At 72.2% G+C, this 23,570-nt stretch carries 14 protein-coding genes; 8 read left to right on the forward strand and 6 right to left on the reverse strand.

The window, feature by feature from the left end:
* Positions 1–5 precede the first annotated feature (5 nt).
* The 3 genes from ABZV34_RS16050 to ABZV34_RS16060 all read left to right on the forward strand — a co-directional run bounded on the left by ABZV34_RS16050 (position 6) and on the right by ABZV34_RS16060 (position 4,397).
* Positions 6–1,913, forward strand: coding sequence for an FHA domain-containing protein (locus tag ABZV34_RS16050; RefSeq protein WP_356275922.1), 1,908 nt, complete (start codon positions 6–8; stop codon positions 1,911–1,913).
* Between the two features lie 246 nt (positions 1,914–2,159).
* The gene (locus tag ABZV34_RS16055) at positions 2,160–2,981 is read left to right on the forward strand and encodes a L,D-transpeptidase family protein (RefSeq protein WP_356275925.1); all 822 of its coding nucleotides are present in this window, start codon (positions 2,160–2,162) and stop codon (positions 2,979–2,981) included.
* A 285-nt stretch (positions 2,982–3,266) separates the two neighbouring features.
* On the forward strand, positions 3,267–4,397 hold the full coding sequence (locus ABZV34_RS16060; RefSeq protein WP_356276142.1) for a metallophosphoesterase: 1,131 nt from the start codon (positions 3,267–3,269) through the stop codon (positions 4,395–4,397).
* A gap of 119 nt (positions 4,398–4,516) precedes the next feature.
* Here the strand turns inward: ABZV34_RS16060 and ABZV34_RS16065 are convergent, their stop codons facing one another.
* Positions 4,517–6,985 (reverse strand): endonuclease/exonuclease/phosphatase family protein, encoded by a 2,469-nt coding sequence (locus tag ABZV34_RS16065; protein ID WP_356275928.1) that lies wholly within the window; start codon positions 6,983–6,985, stop codon positions 4,517–4,519.
* Positions 6,986–8,156: 1,171 nt separating this feature from the next.
* On the opposite strand from ABZV34_RS16065, the gene lanKC reads away from it, so the two are divergent.
* The 4 genes from lanKC to ABZV34_RS16085 all read left to right on the forward strand — a co-directional run bounded on the left by lanKC (position 8,157) and on the right by ABZV34_RS16085 (position 15,063).
* Positions 8,157–10,772 carry a class III lanthionine synthetase LanKC gene (gene lanKC / locus ABZV34_RS16070; RefSeq protein ID WP_356275931.1) on the forward strand — a complete coding sequence of 872 codons (2,616 nt, stop codon included), beginning with the start codon at positions 8,157–8,159 and terminating at the stop codon, positions 10,770–10,772.
* A 203-nt stretch (positions 10,773–10,975) separates the two neighbouring features.
* Positions 10,976–11,101, forward strand: a complete 126-nt coding sequence (locus ABZV34_RS16075; RefSeq protein ID WP_148014162.1) for a SapB/AmfS family lanthipeptide — start codon at positions 10,976–10,978, stop codon at positions 11,099–11,101.
* Positions 11,102–11,204: 103 nt separating this feature from the next.
* Positions 11,205–13,085, forward strand: coding sequence for an ABC transporter ATP-binding protein (locus ABZV34_RS16080; RefSeq protein WP_356275934.1), 1,881 nt, complete (start codon positions 11,205–11,207; stop codon positions 13,083–13,085).
* A gap of 106 nt (positions 13,086–13,191) precedes the next feature.
* Positions 13,192–15,063, forward strand: coding sequence for an ABC transporter ATP-binding protein (locus ABZV34_RS16085; protein ID WP_356275937.1), 1,872 nt, complete (start codon positions 13,192–13,194; stop codon positions 15,061–15,063).
* A 127-nt stretch (positions 15,064–15,190) separates the two neighbouring features.
* On the opposite strand, the gene ABZV34_RS16090 is transcribed toward ABZV34_RS16085, so the two are convergent.
* From ABZV34_RS16090 to ABZV34_RS16105, 4 genes are all read right to left on the reverse strand, one after another.
* Positions 15,191–15,877: an SDR family oxidoreductase gene (locus ABZV34_RS16090; RefSeq protein ID WP_356275940.1), complete on the reverse strand. Its 687-nt coding sequence runs from the start codon at positions 15,875–15,877 to the stop codon at positions 15,191–15,193.
* 131 nt (positions 15,878–16,008) lie between these two features.
* Positions 16,009–16,890, reverse strand: a complete 882-nt coding sequence (gene hchA, locus ABZV34_RS16095) for a glyoxalase III HchA (RefSeq protein WP_356275943.1) — start codon at positions 16,888–16,890, stop codon at positions 16,009–16,011.
* Positions 16,891–17,197: 307 nt separating this feature from the next.
* On the reverse strand, positions 17,198–18,304 hold the full coding sequence (locus tag ABZV34_RS16100; RefSeq protein ID WP_356275946.1) for a winged helix DNA-binding domain-containing protein: 1,107 nt from the start codon (positions 18,302–18,304) through the stop codon (positions 17,198–17,200).
* A gap of 246 nt (positions 18,305–18,550) precedes the next feature.
* Entirely contained in the window at positions 18,551–19,129 is a 579-nt protein-coding gene (locus tag ABZV34_RS16105) for a DinB family protein (RefSeq protein WP_356276145.1), read from the reverse strand.
* 101 nt (positions 19,130–19,230) lie between these two features.
* Here ABZV34_RS16105 and ABZV34_RS16110 point away from each other — a divergent pair, with 101 nt between their 5' ends.
* Complete coding sequence (locus ABZV34_RS16110) at positions 19,231–20,259, forward strand: YafY family protein (protein ID WP_356275949.1); 1,029 nt, start codon at positions 19,231–19,233, stop codon at positions 20,257–20,259.
* A 108-nt stretch (positions 20,260–20,367) separates the two neighbouring features.
* On the opposite strand, the gene ABZV34_RS16115 is transcribed toward ABZV34_RS16110, so the two are convergent.
* Positions 20,368–23,334 carry a SpoIIE family protein phosphatase gene (locus ABZV34_RS16115; protein ID WP_356275952.1) on the reverse strand — a complete coding sequence of 989 codons (2,967 nt, stop codon included), beginning with the start codon at positions 23,332–23,334 and terminating at the stop codon, positions 20,368–20,370.
* Positions 23,335–23,570 lie beyond the last annotated feature (236 nt).

Raw genomic sequence — 23,570 nt, forward strand, 5'->3', positions numbered from 1 at the left:
GTGCCGTGGCGCCGGTGCTTGTTGGACACGAAGGCTTGCTGGCCGGAGAACGGATACCGGTCATCGGCACCCGGGTCACCTTCGGACGCAACCCCGATAACACCGTCGTCATCTCCAGCCTGAGCGTCTCGCGCTTCCACGCGGAAATCGTCCTCGACGAGACCCAGGGCTACGTGCTGCGGGACTGCGGCAGCAGCAACGGAACGCTCGTGAACGGCGAGGAGATCGAGTCCCAACTGCTCAAAGCAGGGGACGACATCACCATCGGCGACCAGGAGTTCCGGTTCGAGGTCGCGGACGCCATGGAGACGATCATGGCGCTCTCCCTGCCGAGGTCCCTGACGCACGGCGGCGAGGAGCTCGCGCACGGGCCGGTGCTGCGGGTCACCGTCGCGGGCGGCGGCCCCGTCGGCCTGTCGCTCGCCCTGCTGCTGGAACACTTCCTCGGCGCCCAGGCGCAGATCACCGTGTACGACGGCAGGTGGCGCAAGCAGGGCCGCAAGATCGTCTGGAAGGACGCGAGCCAGGGCAACATACGGCGCCAGCAGGTGGTGACCGTGCAGAGCCGCCAGTACCTCGGCCTTCCCCAAGAGGTGCGCGACCGGCTTTTCGACGCGGACAACTACACCGAGATGTGGCCCTCGGGGCCCGACTCGGTCGGCGATCACCACCCGCGCAACATGCGCATCGCGTACATCGAGGACCGACTGCTGGAGGTGGCGAACGAGAAGAAGGGCCGGATCCAGCTCGTTCCCGCCCGGTTCAGCATCGAGGAGCAGCAGGACGGCCTGGCCGCACAGCACGTCCTCGCGATCTGCGACGGCGGGCGGTCGCGCACCCGTGAGCACTTCGCCGCCAAGTTCGGCAAGGCGGACGAGTCCATCTACTCGCTGGACGGCCGTCATCTGCAGGACGTGGTGCTCGGCCTGCGCGTGAAGTCGGGCCTGACCGACCCCATGGCGGTGCTGCTGACCGTCGCGCAGAACCGGTTCCTGCTCAACTCCCTGCGCGGCGAGGGCTTCCTCAACATGCGTCTGACGGACGCGGAGACCGCCGAAGTGGTCGGCATCGACCCCGTGCGCCGGGTCTTCGAGGAGTGCATCGCCTCCCGCCCGTGCCTGATGGGACGCGACGAGCACGGCGACTTCCAGTGCTCCACGCACAGCACCCTGTTCCTGCCGGCCCTGATCAGGGGCTCGGCGCTGTGGAAGCGGGTGCACGAGGGGCTGCGCCTGTTCGGCGTCGAGGCGGACGACCTGAGCGCGGTCACCTCGTTCCGTCTGGACATGGTGCAACGTCCGCGATTCACCGCCGAGTTGCTGCCGCCCACGGCCAACTCCACCGGCACGTACGGGTTCCTGCTGGGTGACGCCGCCAACGCCATCCACTTCTGGCCGGGACGGGGGCTCAACAGCGGCCTGGCGTCCGCCATCTCCCTCGCACGTTCACTCAACGGGGCCTGGAACGGGAAGCCCTTCCGGGACGCGGACTTCCTGCGGCACGAGGCCGCCATGTCGATGCTCCAGTACCGCCACAAGAGCCGCGCCTGGAAAGCGATGGTGACCACTGACGACCAGGGTGCCACCTGGGCGATCAAGGACATCATCGCGCACGGCATCGACGGGATCGCCGACGAGCCGGACCGCGAGGCGGACACCGCGACGCTGCTGGAGCGGATGCGCGGGATCCGCTCCCGGCTGGCGGCTCGTATGTCCGGTCTGCCGGACGACGAGGCGATCCTGGAGCGGCTGGGGACCCTGGAGAGCAGCACGCTGCGCATGCTGGTGCTCAGCGGTGCCTGGGACACGCTCACCATGGGTGGCGAGGAGGTCGACATCGACATCTTCTACGGCCAGGACTCCGCCGCGGCCGCCGCCGCCGTCGAGGCGCTGGAACCGGTCGCCCAGCTCTGAGGATCCGCAGGGCCGTCAGGACCGTCGGTACGCGCGGCCTTCCGGGCGGCCGACGGGCCGCGCCCCGGCCTCGTCCCGCCTCCCGGAGCCTCCTGGACGTCTTCGGATCGGACGTCCTCGGAGGGGGGCGTTCGCGCGGGATCCGCGTCCGGAGGGCAAGGCGGCACGGCAGCTCGCGCAGCCCTGATGGGCCGGATGCCCGGGTCCGGATGCGGCCGTCGTCCGGACCGCCACAGAATCCTGGTCATGTGGAGATCTCCTGGGACCCGGCACTCCCGCCGGGCCGCGCGCCGCGGCGGATCGCGGCACCTCGGCGGTGCACGGCAGGCCACGGCCGCGACCGCCGCGTGCGGTGTCCTGCTGAGCGCGGTGACGGCATGCGGTGCCCTGACCGCGGGGACGCACCCCGGCGGGGCGCCGCGGACCGACGGCCCGGCAGCGTCCGCCCGGCCCCGCCCGGCACCGGCCCCGCGCCCGGTGTCCGTCTCCCGAGTCCCCGGCATCGGAGACATGATGTGGGACCAGGTTCCGGCCGACACCGGCCAGGTGGTGGCCGTCTACGGCGATCACGAGGACTCGCCCGACGCTCTCGTCGTGCTCTACGAGTGGCGTGGCATGGGCTGGGAACGGACCGCCGACTGGCGCGCGCACAACGGCAGGCTGGGCTGGACGACCGACCACCACGTGGACGACGAACACACCCCGGTCGGCGTCTTCACCCTCTCCGACGCGGGCGGGACACTCGACGACCCCGGGAGCCTGCTGCGTTACCGGCAGGACGCCCACGCCTTCGCGCCCCCGGAGGACGCGGACGCATCCCACCGTCACGACTTCGACTACGTCATCGCCATCGACTACAACCGGCTCAGGGGAACCCCGCCGTACGACTGGAACCGCCCCCTGGGCGAGGACAAGGGCGGCGGCATCTGGCTGCACCTGGACCACGGTGACGGCACGTCGGGCTGCGTCACCGTCCCCGAGTCCGCGATGAGAACCCTGCTGCGCACCCTCGACCCCCTGCGTCGTCCCGTCGTGGTGATGGGCGACAGGGAGCACTTGCGGCGCTGAGGCCGGGTGTCATGCCGGGAGGCGACGGACGACCAGGGTGTGACGAGGCGCGGTTCCGCAGCGGGGGAACGACGCCCCGGTCCGCCCCGGCCCCGGCGGCCGCGGTGCGAGGATGGAACGGTTCACCTTGGCGTCGTCGGATGTGGGGTAGGGACCGTGCTGGACGATCAGTCGGCGGAGGCCGCGGCAGGACAGGAGGGTGATGTCCCCGGCACCTCGGCACTGCCCGCGGAACCCACCGGGAGGAAATCCGCCGGGAGGGGACGGGCCGCGACGGGGCGCCGGCTGTTCGGCGGGCTTGTCGTCCTCGCCGTGCTGGTGTTCCTGTTCTTCCTGCCGTGGTGGGTGCTGCTGGCCTCGGGCACGGCGTGGCCCTTCCCGGTCGCGCTGGGCGGCGGCGTCCTGTTCGGGGCCGCGCTGGTCGCGTTCCCGGTGATGATGGCCCTGGGCCACGGCGGTAGGCAGTCGGACCCCGCGGCTCGTACGGGCGACACGATCCTCGGTGTGATCTGGGTGCTCTTCGCGTGGTCGGCCCTCGGAGGTGTGCTGCGGCTCGGCCTGGGCGCCGCCGGGGCCGGTGGGCAGACCGCCGCCAGAAGCGTGGCGGTCGCCGTCGCGGTCATCGCGGCGCTGCTGCTGGCCTGGGGCTACACCGAGGCCATGCGGCTGCCCCGGGTCCGGCGGGTCGATGTCACGCTCCCGCGGCTGGGCGCCGGACTGGACGGGACCCGTGTGGTCGTGCTGGCCGACACCCACTACGGGCCCATCGACCGGGCCCGCTGGTCGGCGCGGGTCGTGGACGCGGTCAACGCCCTCGAACCCGACATCGTCTGCCACGCGGGCGACATCGCCGACGGCACGATCGCCAGGCGCCGCGAGCAGGCCGCGCCCCTGGGGAGGGTCCGCTCGCGCCTGGCCAGGGTCTATGTCACGGGTAACCACGAGTACCTCGGGGAGGCCCAGGGCTGGCTCGACGAGATGGCCCGGCTCGGCTGGGACTCGCTGCACAACCGTCATGTCGTGGTCGAACGCGGCGGCGACCGGCTCGTCCTCGCGGGCGTGGACGACCGTACGGCCGCCTCCTCCGGCCTGGCCGGGCACCGCGCCGATCTCCCCCTCGCCCTCGCGGAGGTCACTCCCGATCTGCCGGTGCTCCTGGTCGCCCACCAGCCCAAGCAGGTGGCCCAGGCGGTGGCGGCCGGGGTCGACCTCCAGGTCTCGGGTCACACCCACGGCGGACAGATCTGGCCGTTCCATTACCTGGTACGACTGGACCAGCCTGTGGTGCAGGGCCTCAGCCGGCACGGCGAGCGGACCCAGCTCTACACCAGCCGTGGCGCGGGCTACTGGGGTCCGCCGTTCCGGATCTTCGCACCGAGCGAGATCAGTCTGCTCGTCCTCCGGTCGCCCGTGTGACCTGCGGCGGTCCGCGGTGTTCTGCGGCGGGTCGCGGCGGGTCGCACGCGGGCCGGTCCGGAGTGTGCCCTTCACCCGGCGCGACTGCGCCGGGTGAAGGGCACGGGGGACCGTTCGGGTTACTTCCCGCTGCCCGGCTTGGGGTGGTAGGCCTTCCTGCCGCAGTCGTTCACGTCGATCCGGACGACCTGGGGGTCGTGGTCGCTCGCCTGGTCGGCGAACTCCGCGTTGATGTGGACGACGTCGTAGTCGTAGCGCGTGATGGAGGGGCTGGTCAGGATGTGGTCGAGGGTCTGGCTGTTGCCGTCGAAGACGTAGCTGTAACGCTCCTTCACCGGCAGGGTGTTGATGAGGTCGGTGAGGACGTCGCCGTTGTCGGTCAGGGCCTTGACCGCGTCGGAGAACTCGTAGTCGTTGAGGTCACCGAGGGCCACGATCCGCGCCTTGGGGTCGGCGGCGAGGACGGAGTCGACGAAGGCGTTCTCCTCCGCGGCCTGCAGCTTGCGCTGGGTCTCCGAGGAGCGGGTCGGCTCCTGGTAGCGGCCGTGCATCGGATCGTCGCCACCCTTGGAGTTGAAGTGGTTCGCGATGACGAACACCGGGTCGCCCTGGAACCTGAACTCGCCGACGAGGGGCTTGCGGCTGTTGGTCCAGGCGTCATTCGTGGGGTCGATGCGGCCCGGTGACGCGGAGAGGTGGGCCTCGCGCTTGTGCTTGTCCCTGACCACGGAGACGGCGGTGGTGGAGGCGTCACCGGCGGACGCGCGGTCCACGAAGGAGACCCGCTTGGGGTTGAAGAGGAACACCTGGCGGATGTTGCCGCCGGGCTCGCCGCCGTCCTGGTCGTTGACCGGGTTGACGTAGCGCCAGGAGTACTTCGGGCCACCCGCCGCGGTGATCGCGGCGGTGAACCTGGTCAGTGTCGCCTCGGCGGAGACGGTGCCGTCGTCGGTGGCGCCGTTGTCGTCCTGGATCTCCTCCAGCGTGACGATGTCGGGGGAGGAGAGATTGGTGACGATGCCCTTGGCGAGGCGGGCGAACTTGTCGGCGCTGTCCGTCGGGTCGAGGTTCTCGACGTTGTAGGTGGCGAGGGCGAGTTCCTTGCCCTTCTGCTTGCGCGTCACCTCCTGCTTGAGACCGTTGTCGACGGCCGTGCCGGTGGTGGCGGCGGAGGGGGCGAGCAGATAGCCGCCGAACGAGGCGTAGTCGACCGGGCCGGTGGTGGTGCCGGACAGTTCGTCGCCGACGTTGAGGGTCGGGGTGGAGCCGTCGGCCGCGACGATCTCGATGCGGCCGGTGTTCTGCTGGTCGTAGGCGCCGTAGAGGGTGCCGCCGCGTCTGGTGGGCCGCTCGTGGGGCTTGGCGGTCACGAACATCTCGCCGTACGAGTTGGTCGCGCCGGTCACCCGGGCGTCGTGGACCGAGGCGCGCATGCCCTCGACGGACTCGTAGAAGTCCTGGGAGTAGACGTGCGGTTGGAGGGGGAGGCCCTCGATGGTGCCACCGTTCGCGGTGGGCGTGTACGTGCTCGGGACGGTCGAGTCGTCCAGGACGACCGCGTCCGGGAGGGCGTTGCCGGTGGAGACGGTGGTGGAGACCGGGCTGCCCAGCTCGGTGACCGACTGCGTGCCGGTGCCGGGGTAGTACTCCGTGACCTTGCCGCTGACCAGGACCGAGTCGCCCACGGAGACGGTGGGTGCGGCGGAGCCGGTGTAGACGAACAGGCCCTCGCTGGTGGCGGGGTCGGTGTCCGGGGTCGGGTCCTGGATCCAGTAGCCCTTGCTGCCCGTGGTGCGGACGGCGGTGACGATGCCGGGGACGCCCACCACGCTCTGGCCCTTGAGCGGCGAGAGGCGGGTGGTGCCCTGGACGTCGTGGATCCGGAACGCGCCCGGGGCGGTGGGTCCACCGGGTCCGCCACCGCTGCCGCCGCCGTTCGCGGTCTCCCCCGCGCTGTTCGTTGCGGTGGGTGTACCGGCGGTGAAGTCGGCGGAGTTGTCGTCGGTGTCGGCGAGCGAGGCCTTGCGGGACACGGAGGTGGTGTTGCTCGCGACCGGGGCGGCGGTGCCCTCGCGGACGACGGCGGTGCCGTAGCCGAGGAGGTCCACGATGGTGGGGTCGCCGGCACAGTCCGCGGCCGTCTTGCAGGTCAGCGCCGTCGTCGACTTGACCAGGGCGACGGTGCCGCTGGCGGCGGCCATCGCGATGTTGCCGGAGGCGTCGGCGGTCGGCAGGGCCGTGCTGCCGCCGCTGCCCGCGCCTTCGGCGACCAGGTAGCCGCCGCCGGGGGCGAGCGCGCCGGTGAGGGGAGTGACCTGCCAGAGGGAGCCGGCCGACGGGGAGGCCGGGAGGTATTGGACGCTGTAGCCATCGAGCGGGTACGCGGCCGTCGAGCGGTTGGCCAGCTCGACGAAGTCGTTCGTGAGCGTGGCGCCGGAGTTGCCGCCGCCGCCGTACGCCTCCGAGATCACGACACTCGTCGACGGCGTGGCAAAGGCGGCGGGCAGCGGCGCCAGGACGACGGCCGCCGTGGCGGTCGCGGCCACGAAGGCGGCGCCGGCTACGCGCACTGCGCTGGGTCTGTGCATCGGCACGTGTGACTCCTTCAACGTCCGCCGGACGAACGGCGCATGAGGTGCGGTCAGACAGGCTGGAACCCTGCGATCGGCTGAGGTTACGCGCGTAGAAATGGGCGCATCAAGGGGTGTGTCGTTAAATCTGTGGGTCCAGTGGCCGACTTTCCGTCTCGTGCCGCACCCCGGGGGCCGCTCCGGCGGGCCGCCGGTCCAGGGGTGCACCTTCCGCATACGTCCGACCAGGGGTGATGGCCCGGGCGCGAGCCCAAGTGCCGTGCGCAGGTGTGGGTGTTGGTGGCACTCGGCTCGGATGCCTCGCCCACCTCTGGCTCGGTGTCGCCGAGCGGTTTCCGTGCGTCGCCTCCGAACAAACCGGCGTGGGGGCGCAGTTGTGCGCGTAAAGGCGCCGCTGTCCGGGAGGGACGGTCATTCCTTGTCCGTGGTGGTCGCGGTGGTCGCGAGGGATGCGATGGCCGAGCTGTGACGGCGGGCGGCGCGATCAGGTCCGGGAAAATCCCGACCGCGGATATGTATGGCGCGCGAGTGCGTGGCGGCGTTCGAACCGGGACGGTGCGGCGCCGTGAATGGCGTGACGTCCAGCGGGTGGAATCCGCCGGCGAATCGGATTCCCGTGCGGCCTGGGAAGGACGCTGAAAAGGAGGTCAGAGCCGCCCGGACGCCGCGAGAACGGAAAGGGCCGCGTGCCTGCCGACATCCCCTTCCGCTGGAGTCACCCGCCGAGCGGTTACTCCATTCGTGTCAGCGATCGTCGAACACTCCGCGACACGCGTACTGAAGTATCGGAAAGTCGGCTGGAATTATGAGCTGTCATGAGCGTGCTGTGAAGAGCGTGAGTATGACGTGCGGGTGTGTTTCTTTTTGCCGCATGGGTGAAGGGCGCGTGCCGGCCGGCCGGGCGTGCGCTGTTCGGCAGCCGGCGGCGTTCTGTACGTGGATGCGCCGTGAACGCGCTCTGATGCGAGGTGGCGGCCGGACCCTACCTTGATGGCGTCGGGGTCATGACATCCCCGACAAGCGCAAGGGCCTTATTCCTCAAGGGTTGTTGGGGGAAATGTGGCCTGTCGGGGGATCGGCCTTCCTGTGCGGTCGTCCGTCGTTGCGTGCCGGTTTCGCCGGGACACGTGTTGCCGCTGTATTCCGCCGTGACTATGGGAGGGTTCGAATGGACATGCGTTACGAGGCGTATTCCTACGCCGACCGGCTGTTCTATGACTCACCCGTGCAGTGGGCCGTGCGGGAGGAATTCCCGGCCGCCACCGAGGCCGCGCCCCCCGGTTGGGTGCGCAGCACCCGGGAGGTGTGGGTGGGCTTCCAGCCCGTGACGCCCGAACTGCCCGAACAGGGCTGGAAGATTCATGTCGCGGCCCGCCTCGACAACGCCCCGCACGTCCTCGACGTGGTCCGGCGATACTGCTTCGCCAACGGCGTCGCCTTCAAGTTCCTGCGCAGCCCCGGACTCGTGCAGACGCAGAACGCCAAGTACGCGGCCCGCGCCTCCAGCGGGAAGTTCCTCACGCTCTACCCTCGCGACGACGCGGCGCTGGAACACTGTCTGAGCAACCTGGACGCCGCGCTCGACGGCGCGCCCGGACCGTACATCCTGAGCGATCTCCGCTGGCGCAAGGGACCCCTGTACTTACGTTACGGCGGTTTCGTCGAACAGTTCTGCCGCTCCGAGACCGGTGAGCTCGTCCTCGCCTTCCGCGAGCCGTCGGGGAAACTGCGCCCGGACGTCCGCGCCGCCGTCTTCGAGGTCCCGCCCTGGGCCCCCGTTCCGGCGGTACTCGCCGACACGCTCGCCGCCGCCTCCCAGGCAAGCGTCGACGACTTTCCCTACACGGTCGAAAGCGCCCTGCACTTCTCCAACGGCGGCGGCATCTACCTGGCCCGCCGGACGGCGGACGGTCAGCAGGTGGTGCTGAAGGAGGCCAGACCGCATGCCGGCCTCGACCAGCGGGGCGACGACGCGGTCACCCGACTGGACCTCGAACACGACACGCTCGGCCGGCTGGCCGGACTGGACGCCGTGCCGGCGGTGCTGGGCCGGCTCACCGCCTGGGAACACCACTTCCTGGTGCAGGAGTACATCGAGGGCGAGCCGCTGCACCGCTGGTTCGGCCGCAACTACCCCTTGGTCCACCCCGAGGTGACCGACGAGGACACGGCCGAGTACCGCGTGAAGGCGCTGCGCATCCTCGACGGCATCGAAGAGGGCCTGCGCTCGATCCACGCCCGAGGCATCGTCTTCGGCGACCTGCACCCCCGGAACCTGATCGTGCGGCCGGACGGCCGGGTGGTGTTCGTGGACTTCGAACTCTCCTCGCCCGTTGACGCGTTCGTCCGTCCCGCACTGGGTGCGGCGGGTTTCGCGGCGCCGCCCGAGCTGACCGGGTTCGCCGTCGACGACCACGCGTTGGCCGCCCTGCGACTGTGGATCTTCATGCCGCTGCTGCCCCTGACGGTACTGAGCCCGTACAAGGCGGAGACGCTCCGGGCCGCCGCGCGGGAGAGGTTCGCGCTGCCCTCCGCGGAACCACCGGGGCTCGACGGCAGGCCCGCGACCCGCCCGCACGAGGTTCCGGCGGTGGAGTTCGACGAGTTGTTCGGCGGTGAGCCGGCCGCGTGGCCCCGGCTGCGCGACGAACTGGCCGCGGCGATAGCGGCCAGCGCCACCCCGCACCGTACCGACAGACTGTTCCCCGGCGACCCGAGCCAGTTCACCCACGACGGCCTGGGACTGGCGTACGGCGCGGCGGGTGTGCTGTGGGCCTGCCATACGACGGGCGCCCGGGTGGACCCCGCCCATGTGGGCTGGCTGCTCAAGGCGGTCGACCGTCAGCCGCTGCGGCCCGGTCTGCTGGTCGGCGGGCACGGCGTGGCCTACGTCCTCGACCTGCTCGGACACCAGCAACAGGCCATGGACCTGCTGGACCGTCTGATGAAGGACGATTCCGAGGGATACGGCCCGGATCTGCTGGGTGGTCTGGCCGGCATCGGGCTGTGCCTGCTCGACTTCGCCCGGACGACCGGGGACCGGACGTTCTACGACGCCGCGGTCGAGGCCGCCGAGCGGGCCGTCGCCGGACTGCGCCTCGACCGGGCCGCGCCCCCGGACGGATCGAGGGCCGGCCTCGTGCACGGTGCCAGCGGAACCGCGCTGCTGTTGCTGCACCTGCACCAGGTCTCGGCCGACAGCAACCTGCTCGATCTGGCGGGCCGCGCCCTGGAGCACGACCTCGCGCGGTGCGTGGTGGCCGAGGACGGCACTCTCCAGGTCGACGACGGCATCCGCGTCCTGCCCTATCTGGAGTCCGGCAGCGCGGGCATCGCCGCGGTGCTGCAGGCCCACCTGAAACACCGGCCCGACGCCGGACTCGCGGAACAGCTGGAACGCATCGGCCGCGCCGCCGTACCGGAGTTCATCGTCCAGCCAGGGCTGTTCAACGGCCGCGCCGGACTGATCGGACTGCAGGCGCTGCTGGATCCCGACGCGACGGAGCGCGCCGACGTGATCCGGCGGCACGTACACCGGCTGCTGTGGCACGTCGTTCCGTACGAGGGCCATCCGGCCTTTCCCGGGGAGCAGTTGCTGCGTCTGTCCATGGACCTGGCCACGGGGAACGCGGGTGTCATGACCGCCCTCGGCTCGGTGTACGCGGGCACCCCGACGCTGCCCTTCCTGACCGTTCCCACCGAGCCGGCCGAACCCCTCGCTCGCCAGGCCGACATCGCCCGGCAGCGCCCACCGTCCGGCGCACTCCCGACACCGACCGGCTGACGTCGACCGGCCGACGTCGACCGGCCGAAACGACCGGCTGGTACCGGACGACTGACTTCGACCGACCGGCACCCGACGACCGGCACGGCACCAGCCGTCCGACAGCGCGTCGGCGCATCCCGCCCGCGGCCCGGGAAACAGGCCGCCCACAGAGTTCCGGCAGAGCGCCGGAAGCACCCACCACCACCCGGAAGGGGACCATCATGTCCATCCTCAGCCTGCAGGCCCTGGAGACCCCCGAGGAAATCCTCGAGTACCGCTCCGTTCTCAGCTCCCTGAGCGCCGTCAACTGCACCAACAGCACCGTGAGCACGCTGCTCTGCCTCTGATCCACCCGCCGGCCGCGCCACCTCGGCGCGGCCGGCACCCCTCGACGAACCGGTCCGGGCGGCTTAGGCCGCCCGGACCGGCCACTTTCCCCCGGAGGGCTTCATGCACAGCGACCGAACCGACGCCGCTCCGCCACAGCCCGCCCCGACCGGCTCCCCGGACCGGCCCCCCACACGACCGGTTCCCCTCACCGCAGACGACACCCGGCCGGACGACGACACCCGGCGGGACCATGACACCCGGCCGCACGACGGTGACCGGCCCGAAGTGACCCGGTCACCGCGCCTGTTGCTGCCGGCCGCGGGCGGACGCTGGGCGCTGGTCCTGGCCCTGGCCGTGGCCGCGAGCACCACCGCGACCCTGCTGCTGCCCGCCCTGCTGGCCCGCGCCGTCAACCAGGCCCTGGCCGGAGCAGGAACAGCCACCGGCCGCCAACTCGTCGCGTTGCTGGTTCTGTTGACCGTCGCTGAGGCCGCCGCCCAGTACGCCGCCCCGCGCTCCGGCGCCGACGCGGCGGCCCGCATCCGGACCATGGCGATCCGCCGCACGCTGGCCGCCGGTCCCGCCGCCGTCGCCCGCATGCCGGTCGGAGACCTCGTCGCCCGTCTGACCGCCAGCGCCCCGCAGGCCGCACTGGCCGCGCCCGCCCTGGTCTATTCGGCCGCACAACTGATCATGGCCGTCGTCGCCGTCGTCGCCCTGACCCTGCTCTCCCCCTTGCTGTCCCTGGCGTTCCTGGCCACCGCGCCCACCGGCTACGCGGTGATCCGCCGCCAGCTGCGCCGCACGACCCACGCCGGTGACGGATACCAGCGGACCCAGGCACAACTGGCGTCCGGACTGCTCGACGCACTGAGCGGCAGCCGCAGCATCGCCGCCTCGGCCACCGTCACCCGGGAGATCGAGCGCGTCCTGCGTCCCCTGCCGCACCTGTCGAGACTGGGACACGAACTGTGGGACACCCAGCGCCGCACCGCCTGGTGCACCGGCCTGCTCGCCCCGGCCACCCAGCTCACGGTCCTCGCCGTGGCGGGGACCCAGGTCGCCGCGGGCCGCCTCGGCGTCGGTGACCTGCTGGCCGCCCTCGGTTACACCGGAATCGGCCTCAGCGGTCTCGGCACAGCACAGAGCCTCCTCGACGTCGCCCAGGCCCGGGCGGGCGCCGCCCGGCTCAGCGACGTACTCACCCTGCCGGTCCGCAGTGTCACCTCCCGTCCACTGCCCGCCGGTCCGGGCCGTCTGGAACTGCGGGACATCGTCGTACGCCGTCAGGGAGCCGTCGCCCTGGACGGCCTGGACCTGACGGTGCCCGACGGCTCCTGGACCGCCCTCGTGGGCGCCCCCGACTCGGTGACCTCGCTGGTGGCCGCGCTCGCCGTGGGCCTGACCGAACCCGACGAGGGCACCGTCACACTCGACGGCGTCCCGCTGGCGGCGATCCACCCCGACGAACTGCCCACCGCGATCTCCTGCGCCTTCGCCGACCCGGTGCTGACCGGCGCCACGGTCCAGGACGCGCTCGGCCCCGGCCCGGAGCCCCCGCCGCCGTGGCGGCTGCGCGGGGCCGCACGGGCCGCGCAGGCCGACACCTTCATCCGCCGGCTGCCGGACGGCTACCGCACGCCGATGTCCTCCCTCGTCCTGTCCGGTGGGGAGCGCCAACGCCTGGGCCTGGCGCGGGCGTTCGCCCGCGACAGCCGCCTGATCGTGCTGGACGACGCGACCTGCGGCCTGGACGGCGCCACCGAGGCCGCGGCGCTGCGCGCCCTGCGCGAGGAGTCGGCCGGGCGGACCGTCCTGCACATCACCCGGCGCGCCACCGTGGCCGCCGCGGCCGACCGGGTCGCCTGGCTCCACGAGGGCCGCGTCCGCACCGTCGCCGCCCACGACGAACTCTGGCCCCTCGCCGCGTACCGTGACGTGCTCGACGGCGGAACGCCCGGTCCCCGGCCGGCTCCTGCAAAGGCCTCGGCCGGTGACTGACGACACGACACCGGCCGTCCGGGCCACCGCCCCTTCCGCCCGCCGCCCGTCATCGGAAACCACACCGACGCCCGGCCCCCCAACTCCCCTCACCCTCACGGCCCCTGTGGTCCACGAAGCCTCCGTCCCGGCCGCCCGACCGGTGCCGCGGCGGCCCGCACGTGCCGCCGCCGAGGTGCTGCGCTCGGCCTTCGCCGAGAGCCGGCCGGCGGTGCTGCGACTGCTCGCGTGGACCCTGTTGTCGGCCCTGCCGGCCCTGGTGTCCGGCAAGGCGATGGCCCTGGCCGTCGACCGCGGGTTCCTCGACCACCGGCCGGGACAGGCCGCGTGCTGGCTCGGCGTGTTCGCGGCGGCCGCGCTGACCGGCGCGTGGGCGACCCGGCAGACCTACCCCCAACTCGCGCACGTCGTCGAGCCGTTGCGCGACCGGCTGGTACGCCGACTGGTGTCCGGCCTGCTGCACCGAGGGGTCGCGGCCCGCGGCCGCCCGGACGCGTCCGCCGCCACGGCCGTGGCCCAACTGACCCGCCAGGTCGAGGCGGTTCGCGACGCCACCGCCGGACAGCTCCTCGTCGTCTCCCACTTCGCCCTCACGGCGCTGGCCGTGCTGGGCGGCACCGCGATGCTCGCCCCGGCAGCCACCCCGCTGATCGCCGTACCGCTGCTGCTCGCGCTGACGGGGTTCGCGGCGACCACTCCGGTCACGATGCGGCGCCAGCGACAGGCGTTCGCCGCCGACGAGAACCTGGCGCGCCTGTGCGCCGAAACCCTGACCGCGCTGCGCGACATCGTCACCTGCGGGGCCCGCCGGCCCACGGAACAGGATCTGCTCGCCGCGGTCGCCGCCGGCGTCCGAGCGAACCGCGCGCTGGCGGTCACGGCAGCCGTCCGGCGGCTCCTCGTCGCGCTGGGGGCACACCTGCCGCTCCTGCTCGTCGTCCTGGCGGCTCCGGCCCTGGTCCGCCGAGGGCTGACCCCCGGCGAGGTCATGGGCGTACTGGCCTACCTCACCGGAACGCTGGAACCGGCCCTGCGGCTGCTCGTCCAGGGAGTGGGATCGTCCTGGCTGCGCCTCGCCGTCGCCGCCGAGCGCCTCGCCGCCGCCTCCGAGCCGCCACCCACCTCCGTCGACGCGGACGACGGTCCACGCCACATCGAGTACGGCACGGACGCTGAGTACGGCATCGACGGCCCGGACGGTGAGCACCGCATCGACGGCACGGACGGCACGCGTGGTCATCGTCCCGCCGACGGGTCCGTCCGCCTCCTCGGCATCTCCTACTCCTACGGAGCCGCCGCGGATCCCGTCTTCGACGCCCTGGACCTCACCCTGGACGACGGGGAGCACCTTGCCGTGGTCGGCCCCTCGGGGGTCGGCAAGTCCACCCTCGCGGACGTTCTGGCGGGCGACGTCCCGCCGGATCGGGGGAACGTCCTGCTCGGCGGCGCGGCAGCGGGCCGGCTCACCCCCCGGGAACTGGCGCACGTCCGCGTCCTGTTGCCGCAGGACGCCTATGTGTTCGCGGGCGAGCTGCAGGAGAACCTGCGTTGGCTGTGTCCCCGCGCGTCGGAGCGGGACGTCATGTCCGCCGTACGTGCCCTCGGCGCGGCTCCTCTGGTGGAACGCCTCGGGGGACTTCAGGCCACGGTCGATCCGGCCGCGCTGTCCGCGGGCGAGCGTCAGATCATCGCCCTGGTCCGCGCCCACCTCTCGCCGGCCCGGCTGGTCATCCTCGACGAGGCCACCCGCCACCTGGACGCGCAGGCGGAGCTGCACGTGGAAGAAGCCTTTCGCACCCGTCCCGGCACGGTCGTCACCATCACCCACCGGCCCGGTCCCGCACGTCGCGCCGACCGTGTCCTGTTCCTCGACGGAGACCGTGCCCGGGTGGGGACCCATAGCGAGCTGCTGGCCACCGTCCCCGGATACCGGGCGCTGGTCGGCGGCCACGGCGGGGATCTCGACTCCACGGACTGACCCCAGCGCCGCCGGCGGCCGCCGGGCGGATCCGGCCCGCCCGGCCCGCCTGGCAGGTGCGGCCGGCGTGGCGGCAGCGGAGTGTGCGGCGGGCGGACCGGAATCCGGCCCGCCCGCTTCCGTCCGCTCAGCCGGGGCGGAGCATCAGATCGCTCACCGTCCCGTCCCGCGACAGGTCCAACGCGCCCGCCACCACCCGGGCGACGGAATCCACGGTGAGGCAGGTGGCGGGGTCGTAAGCGATGCCGAGCCTGGCGTGCAGTTCGGCCTGCATCGGTGTGTCGACCTCTCCCGGGTAGACGGACGTCACGCGGACACCGTGCTGGTACTCCTCCGCGCGGAGCGACTCGGCGAGTGCCTTGAGGGCGAACTTCGACGCCGCGTACGCGGCCAGTCCCGGTGGGGCGTGCAGGCCCGCACCGGAGTTGAGGAACACGACGTGCCCGCGCCGGGTGCGCAGCGCCGGGAGCAACAGCCGGGTCAGCTCGGCGGGTGCCAGCAGGTTCACCGCGCAGATCTCCTGCCACGGTCCGGCTCCCAACTGTCCCACCGCACCGGGCTCCAGGACACCGGCCACGTGCAGCAACGAGTCCAACTGCTCCGGAAGTCCCTGGAGTTCGAGTGCGGCCGCCAGTTCCCCGGGCACGGCGAGGTCGGCCACCAGCGTGCGGCTGCCGGGGAATGCGGTGCGCAGGGCCTGCGCCCGACCCGGATCTCTGGCCAGCAGCCACAGATCCTCCCCGCGCGCCGCCAGCAGCCGGGCCACCGCCGCCCCGATCCCCGAATTCGCGCCGGTAATGAAATGAACGCTCATAGAGGCATGTTTCCCCTAAGACGCCTTTTTAAGGAGCGATTTCATGCCATGCTGAGAGCCGTTCAGGCCGTGGTCCGATACCTGGACGCTCCCCGGGCGGGCCCGCGCCCGACGATCCGCGAACCCAGAGCTCAGCCGGCGGACCGGGCCGCTTCGACGAGAGCGTCCGCCGCGAGAAGGCCGAGGCCGTGGGAGGCGAGCGGACTGTCACCCGTGAGGAGCTTCCGGTCCCGGTGGGTTCGGCCGGTCATGTCGTCGTTGACGATCTTCAGGCCCTGCTCGCTCAGGAGGTCGGCGACGAGCCAGGGCAGGCGGCCGGGGAGATAGCCGATCTCAAGGTTCGGCCCCTCGTCGAGTGCGTCGGGGAAGACGCAGGCCGAGTACCCCTTGAACGGCGACTGGTCCTTGCCCAGTGTGGCGGCGAGAAGAGCGGCCGGACCGTGGCACAAGGTGATGACGAACCTGTCGTTCGCCAGGGCCCAGTCGAGCGTTCGCCCCACCGTCTCGCTCGTCGGCAGGCCGACCACCGCTCCGTGACCGCCCGGGATGAACACCGCGAGATAGTCCGAGTCGTCCCCGAGACCGTGGGCGACGACCTCGGAGAGCCTCCTGGGCTGCTTGAGCCGCGGTTTCAGGGCCGCGTACGTGGCCATCACCGCTTCGTCCTCGCGCGGCATGGCCCACAGTTCGAGCTTCGCGGGGTAGCCCGCCACGGTGGCGACATCGACGTCGAAGCCCGCTTCCATCATATGGTGAAGCGGGAGAAGCATCTCGACCGGATGGTTTCCGGTGGAGAACATCTTCCCGTTCTCCACCAGTACGTAGCGTTCCCCGGCCGCGATCATGAGCACCTTCCACTTTCCCTCCGTGTAGGCGCCCTTGTGTCGCACTCCGTCGAAATCGGTCTTCGGCGACGTGTACTTGCTCAGTGAATAAGGTGAAGGGAAGAACGCGTTCTCCTCCGCCGGATCCGGCGTGGGGTCCCTGCTCAGATCTCCTACGGCGTGAGACATGCGAACACCTTCTTTTCAGCCCGGCTCGTCGGTGACCACGAAGGGGGTGCGCGACCGGAGAAAATGGCGTGACTGCGACGTCGAGTTGAGTCACCCCATGCTACTGCGACCGGCACGTCCCGGCAGGTTGTGGCCGAAGCCCGAGGTGAATGCCCGAAGTGAATGCCGGAGGTGAATGCCGGAGGTGAATGCCCGAGGTGGATGCCGTAGGTGAATGGCGAAGTGAATGTCCGAGCTGCAAAGTGTCTATGGTGAATGTCGAAGGCGGGAGTCTTTTTCGCTCTTTCCCGAACCGCCGCTCGACCGCTCAGTCCGGCGACGCGGCGACCCGTACGCGATCGCTGTCCTTCTCGGAGAGGAACAGGGCCAGTTCCCTTCCCTCCTCGACGACGCCGGCGAGCTCGGCGCGGGAGAGACGGCGCAGCGGGGTGACGACCACGGCGCGGATGTCGGCGCCGGCCTTCCAGGTCGCGGCGACCCGCCCGTCGACCAGTACGACACGTTCACCGGCGACCGAAAGACCGCGGTGGGCGTCGTCGATGATCCGGCCGCGGTCGTGGTAGCCGAGGATCGCGTTGTCGAACGCCGGCAGGAACCGTACCGGGGCGGGTGTGTCGGGGTCGGGGCGGGGCGCACCGGGGAGGTCCAGCAGCTCCCGGCCGCGCTCGTCGCGGAAGGCGACCAGTTCCCCGCGGACCGCGGCCACCGCGGCCGGCAGCCCGGCCAGACCGCACCAGGCGCGCAGATCGGCCGAGGCCGCGGGACCGAAGGCGGCCAGGTAGCGGCGTACCAGTGCCTGGCCGACCGGATCGGCGCCGTCACCGGCGGGCGGGTCGATCTCCCGGCCCAGCCAGGAGGAGAGCGGGAGGTTGCGCACCCCCGCCTTGGTCCGCCACAGCCCCCGGGGCGGCAACTGCGCCATCGGGACGAGCGCGGCGACCAGCATCTCGCCCAGCGCCCGCTGCCCCGGTTCCGGCCAGCGTCCGGCGAGCGTCCGCGCGAGCTCGGCCATCGACCGGGGTTCGCCGTCGGCCATCACCGCCCGCCCCGCCGCGGCGAGTTCGTCGAGGTCCGTACCGCCGAGCTCGCGACGGTAGGTCCCGAGCACCCGCTGCCGCAGCATGGTGTCGTGGCGCCCCCGCCATGCGAGGGCGTCTTCGGCGGTGACGAGGTGAACGGTGCGGCGCATGAGGTGGGTCCGCACCACGCTCCGCCGGACCAGCAGGTCCGAGAGCACCACCGGGTCGAACGCCCGCAGCCGCGACCAGAGCCCGACGAAGGGTTCCTGCGGTTCCTGGGCCTGGAGGCCGCAGAGATGCGCTACGGCGTCGAGAACCGGCATGCCGGCGCGATCGAGCAGCAACTGCCGGGCGAGCGTGGCCCGGTTGAGAGCCCGGCTGTCGAGCACGGTCATCGCCACTCCTTTCGGTTCTGTGTGTTCCGTGCGCCGGCCGGACCGCCGGACACCGCCGCTCCGTGCGAGTACTGCTGGAGGGCGCAGGAGATGCCCGTTGGTCCAGGCGTTGCCCGTCGGTCCGGACGCCCCCCGACCGCGCCGGTGACGGCTGCCACCGGCGCGGATGTGCCCCTTCGTCAGGGTCGTCCGACCCGCGGCGCCCGGCGAAGCCGATGGCCCGGTCCGCCAGGGATCCGGCGCCGGTCAGGTCGACTTCTGTCCGTCGAGCGTCTCGCGCAGGATGTCCGCGTGCCCGGCGTGCTGGGCGGTCTCGGCGATGACGTGCGTCAGCACCCGGCGCACACTCCACACCGCTCCCGGCTCGTTCCAGGGCGCCTCCGGCAGCGGATGCGTCACCGACAGGTCGGGTACGGAGGCGACGGTCTTCTCGGTCCGGGCGGCGACCTCCTCGTAGTTCTGGACGATCCCGGCCAGCGTCTCGCCGGGCAGCATCAGGAAGTTGTTCTGGTGGTCGATCGCCCACCGCGGGAACTCACGGGCGGTTCCGGCCGCGAAGTCGGCCCAGGTGACCCCCTCGGGCAGGTCGAAACACATCGCCGAGGGGCCCTCGACCGCGAACCGCATCCACGCGTCCTCGATGGACGCGACGTGCTTGATCAGGCCGCCCAGGCACAGCGTGCTGACCGTCGGCCGTTCACCGGCCTGCCCGTCGTCGAGACCGCGTGTCGTGTTCGTCAAGGCGGAGCGCACGCTCGCGAGTTCGGCGAGCAGGTCGGTCCGCTCGCCGTCGAGGGGCGCGGAGGAGGTGGTCGTGACGTTCACAGTGATCGGGTCCTTCCGGTCGTTCTCGTTGTCCGGCACAGGACCACAGTCCCAGGGGAAGCGGTCAGGTCGTGTCCTCTACTCGGGGCAACATGGGCGGCATGCCGAAGACCTCAGCGCGACTGCTGACCCTGCTGTCCCTGCTTCAGGCACGCCGCGACTGGCCGGGGCAGACGCTGGCCGAACGGCTGGAGGTCAGCCCGCGCACCGTGCGCCGCGACATCGACCGCCTGCGCGGCCTCGGCTACCCCGTGGCGGCCACGAAGGGTCCTGAGGGGGGCTACCGCCTCGACGCCGGTACGGAACTGCCGCCGCTGCTGTTCGACGACGACCAGGCCGTCGCCCTCGCCGTCGCGCTCCAGACCGTCGGCACGACCGGTGCCGGCGTCGAGGAGGCCGCGGTGCGCGCGCTGAACACCGTCCGGCAGGTCATGCCCGCCCGGCTGCGCCGGCGCGTCGACGCCCTCCGGGTCACCGCCGTCGAGGGCAGGGGAACCGGTCCGGACACGTCGGCCGACGCCCGGGTGCTCGCGACGCTCGGCGCGGCCGTCCAGAGCCGCGAGGTGCTGCGCTTCGACTACACCGTCGCCGCCGCACCGGGAACGGCCGGGGCCGACCCCGGCGCGGCCCGCCCCCGCCGGGCGGAGCCCCACCACCTGGTCACCCGGGGCGGACGCTGGTACCTCGTCGCGTGGGACCTCGACCGGAACGACTGGCGTACCTTCCGCGTCGACCGGATCACCCCGCGCACCCCCACCGGGCCCCGGTTCACCCCGCGTGAGCTGCCCGGAGGGGAGGTGGCGGCCTTCGTCGCGGGCAGGTTCCAGGGCTCGGACGGTTCCGCCGGCCCGCCCTGCACCGGCGAGGTGATCCTCGACCTGCCCGCGTCCGTCGTGTCCACGTACACCCGCGACGGAGTCGTCGAGGAACTCGGCCCGGACCGCTGCCGACTCGTCCTGGGCGCGTGGTCGTGGCCCGGACTGGCCGCCGCCCTCTGCGGGTTCGACACCGGCATCGAGGTCGTCGGGCCGGCCGGGCTCCGGGACGCCTTCGCGCTCCTGGCCCGCCGCTGTGCCGCCGCCGCGGCGAACGGATCCGCCGGGCCCGCCACGCCGCCGGCGAACCGGTGACCGACGCGCACAGCGACCGACGGGATCAGACGGGACCAAGGCGCGGCGGGACGCCGGTCCACGGCACGACGGGCACGACGCAGCGCACATGACCCGGCCCAGGTGCCGCTACTCGTCGGGCTCCTCCCGCAGGAGTGCGTCCAGGTCCGCGTCGAATCCCTCGGTGCTCGGGAACATCCGGTCCAGGGCCTCGGGCGGCACGTCCTTGTGGCCGTCGGTGCCGAGCAGCGGCTGTTCGGTCCAGATGCACTTACCCGTCGGCGTGTACCGCGTGCCCCAGCGCTGGGAGAGCGCGGTGATCAGTTGCAGGCCGCGCCCGCCTTCGTCGGTGTCGGTCGCGCGGCGGATCCGGGGCATCGTCAGACTGCCGTCGAAGACCTCGCAGATCAGCCCGGCGCTGCGGAGCAGACGCAGACGCAGCGGGCCCTTGGCATGGCGTACGACGTTGCCCACCAGCTCGCTGGCGAGGAGCTCCGTGGTGGGTGTCAGGCTGTCCAGCCCCCAGCGGGTGAGCTGCTCCCGGACGTGACGGCGGGCCTGACCGGCCGCCCGCGGGTCCTCGGGGAGGGGCCAGGAGGCCATGCGGTCGCCGGTCAGGGCGTGCAGGCGGGCCACGAGCACCGCCGCGTCGTCGGCCGCCTGGTGCTCGGCGGGCAGCAGGCCGGTCGTCAGGATGTCGCAGAGACGGTCGAGGTCCGTGTCGGTGCCGTTCTTGCGGACCGTGCGGAGCAGTTCGGCGAGCTCCGCCATGCCCTCGTCGATGTCCCGCTTCGCCGACTCGACGAGACCGTCGGTGTAGAGCACGAGCAGGCTCCCCTCGGGCACGGGCAGCTCGACCGTCTCGAAGGGCGGCTCCGCCGCGCCCAGTGGCGGGTCCGTGGCGAGCTCCGGGAAGTGCACGGTGCCGTCGGGGTGGACCAGCGCGGGCGGCGGGTGCCCGGCGCGGGCGATGGAGCAGATCTGGGTGGTGGAGTCGTAGAGCGCGTACAGGCAGGTGACGTACGAGCCCTCGCCCATGCCGCCGACGATGTCGTTGAGGCGGCTCATGATCTCGTCGGGGGGCAGTTCGAGGTCGGCCAGGGTGTGCACGGCGGTGCGCAGCCGTCCCATGGTGGCCGCCTCGGGAAGGCCGTGGCCCATGACGTCGCCGACGACGAGGGCGACCTGGCCGCCGGAGAGCGGGATGACGTCGTACCAGTCGCCGCCCACGTCCATGCCCTGTCCGGCGGGGAGGTAGCGGGCGGCGGCCGTGCACGCGGGCAGGCTGGGGAGGTCCTGGGGGAGGAGGCTGCGCTGGAGTTCGCGGGAGCGGGTGTGCTCGGCGTCGTAGAGGCGGGCCCGCTCCAGGGCCTGGGCGACAAGCGCGCTGATGGTCGCCAGCAGGGTGCGTTCCTCGTCGGTGAGGAGCCGCGGACGGTCGAAGGACAGGACACACACGCCGAAGGTGTGACCGGAAGCCGTCAGCGGCAGGAACGCCCACGCCTCCTTGTCGGTGCGGTCGGCCCGGTGGGCCAGCGAGGGCGCGTGCGCGGTCAGCTCCTGCACCGAGGCCAGGAACAGGGGCCGGCCGGACGCGATCGCGTCCCAGGACGGGTCGCCGGGCGTCCGCGGGCGGTTGTCGAGGAGGTCGAGGAAGTCGGCCGTGTACCCGACCGCTCCGACGTTGCGGAGCAGGCCGTTCTCGACGGCCTGGACGAGCAGGCCGGCGGCCGCGAAGGGGGGCAGGACCCGCCGGGCGACGGCGTCCACCACATCGCGTGAGGTCGTCGCCTTGGCGAGTGCGGCGGTCAGCTCGCCAATCCGGGCCGACCGGGCGGACGCGGCGAGCTCGGCGGCCAGGCGTTCCTCCTCCATGCGCCGTCTCTCGGTGACATCGGTGAAGTAGAGGGTGCGGCCGTCGGGCCCCGGGACGAGGCGCACCTGGTAGCGGCGCCCGTTGTCCACCATGCGCAGGTCGAAGCTGGCGGGTTTCTCCTCGGCGGCGGCCTCGCGGCACTGGCGCTCCAGTCCGGGGACCTGTTCTGCGGCGGGCAGGTCCCACAGGACGCGTCCGAACAGCTCCTCCTCGGAGAAGCCCAGCGTGCGTTCGGCCTCCAGGTTGGCGAAGGTGATCCGCCACTCGTCGTCCACCGCCAGGAAGCCGTCGCTCATGTGGCGCAGGGCCCGGCTGAGCGCGTCACGGGCGGAGCGGGACTCGTCGCTGGTCCATCCCAGGCCGCCCATCCGGAGCGGTTCGCCGTTCTCGTCGTACGTGGCGCCGGCGCGGGTCTGGGTCCAGCCCCAGGTGCCGTCCCGTTTGCGCACCCGGTACTCGGCCTCGAACACGCCGTGGTCCCGGATCGCCCGCTCCGCCGCCGCGAGGGTCGGTGCCAGATCGTCGGGGTGGACGATCCGCATCCAGTTCTCGATCCTGCCGGTGAAGTCCGCCGGCAGGGTGCCGTAGAGCTCCAGGGCCTCCTCGTCCCAGATCAGATCGCCGGTCCGGATGTCCCAGTCCCACGCTCCGACGCTGACCTCCTTCAGCGCCTCCCGCAGACGCTCCCTGTTCAGCTCCGGGTGCGAGGGTCCGGACGGCGGCGGTGCCTGTACCATGCGCTCCTCGGCCCAGCTGACGACGGCCCTGAGGAACTCCCACTGCTCGGCGGTGGGCTCCCCGGCGTCGCCCATCAGCACGGTCAGCGCGCCGATGCCGCGGTCCGTGCCGAACAGCGGCACGGCGGCCAGGCCGGTGCCGGGCCAGACGGCCTCGGCGGGCTCCGTCGGGGGGCTGCCGGGCCCGGCGGGACCGGCGGGCGGCACGGCGGTGGGCAGGGGCACCCACACGCCACTGCCCCGCTGCAGGGCGCGGGCCGGGGCGAGCGGACCCTCCTGGTCGACGATCTCCCAGGCCTGGATGAGGGCGGGCGGGAGACCGGCTGACGACACCATGCGCAGCATCGACATGGGGCCACGCAGATGGATCGTTCCGCCCAGGGCGCCCAGCTCTCCCAGCGCGTGCTGGAGCGCCAACCGGAAGATGTCACTCTCCGTGACTCCGGGGGCCACTGTACGCAGCAGAGCCAGCCGTGCGTTCATGGTGGAAACCCTATCGTCCACGTTTCGCCCGAAACCGTGCCTCGCAGGATTCTCACGCCGCGTCGCCGTACGCGCCACCCGAGCCTCAACGGCGCGGCGACCGGAACGAGTTCGTTCCGGTCGCCGAGGGCCTCGGAACGCTGTACGCGGGTGGCGCCGTCGGCGTACCGGACCCGCGTCCCCGCCCCGTTCCCCCGAGGGCGCGAGCCGGGCGCGGAACGCCGGAACGGGGCGGC

This window comes from Streptomyces sp. NPDC005195 (assembly GCF_040608315.1).
GTDB classification, from domain to species: Bacteria; Actinomycetota; Actinomycetes; order Streptomycetales; family Streptomycetaceae; genus Streptomyces; species Streptomyces kaempferi.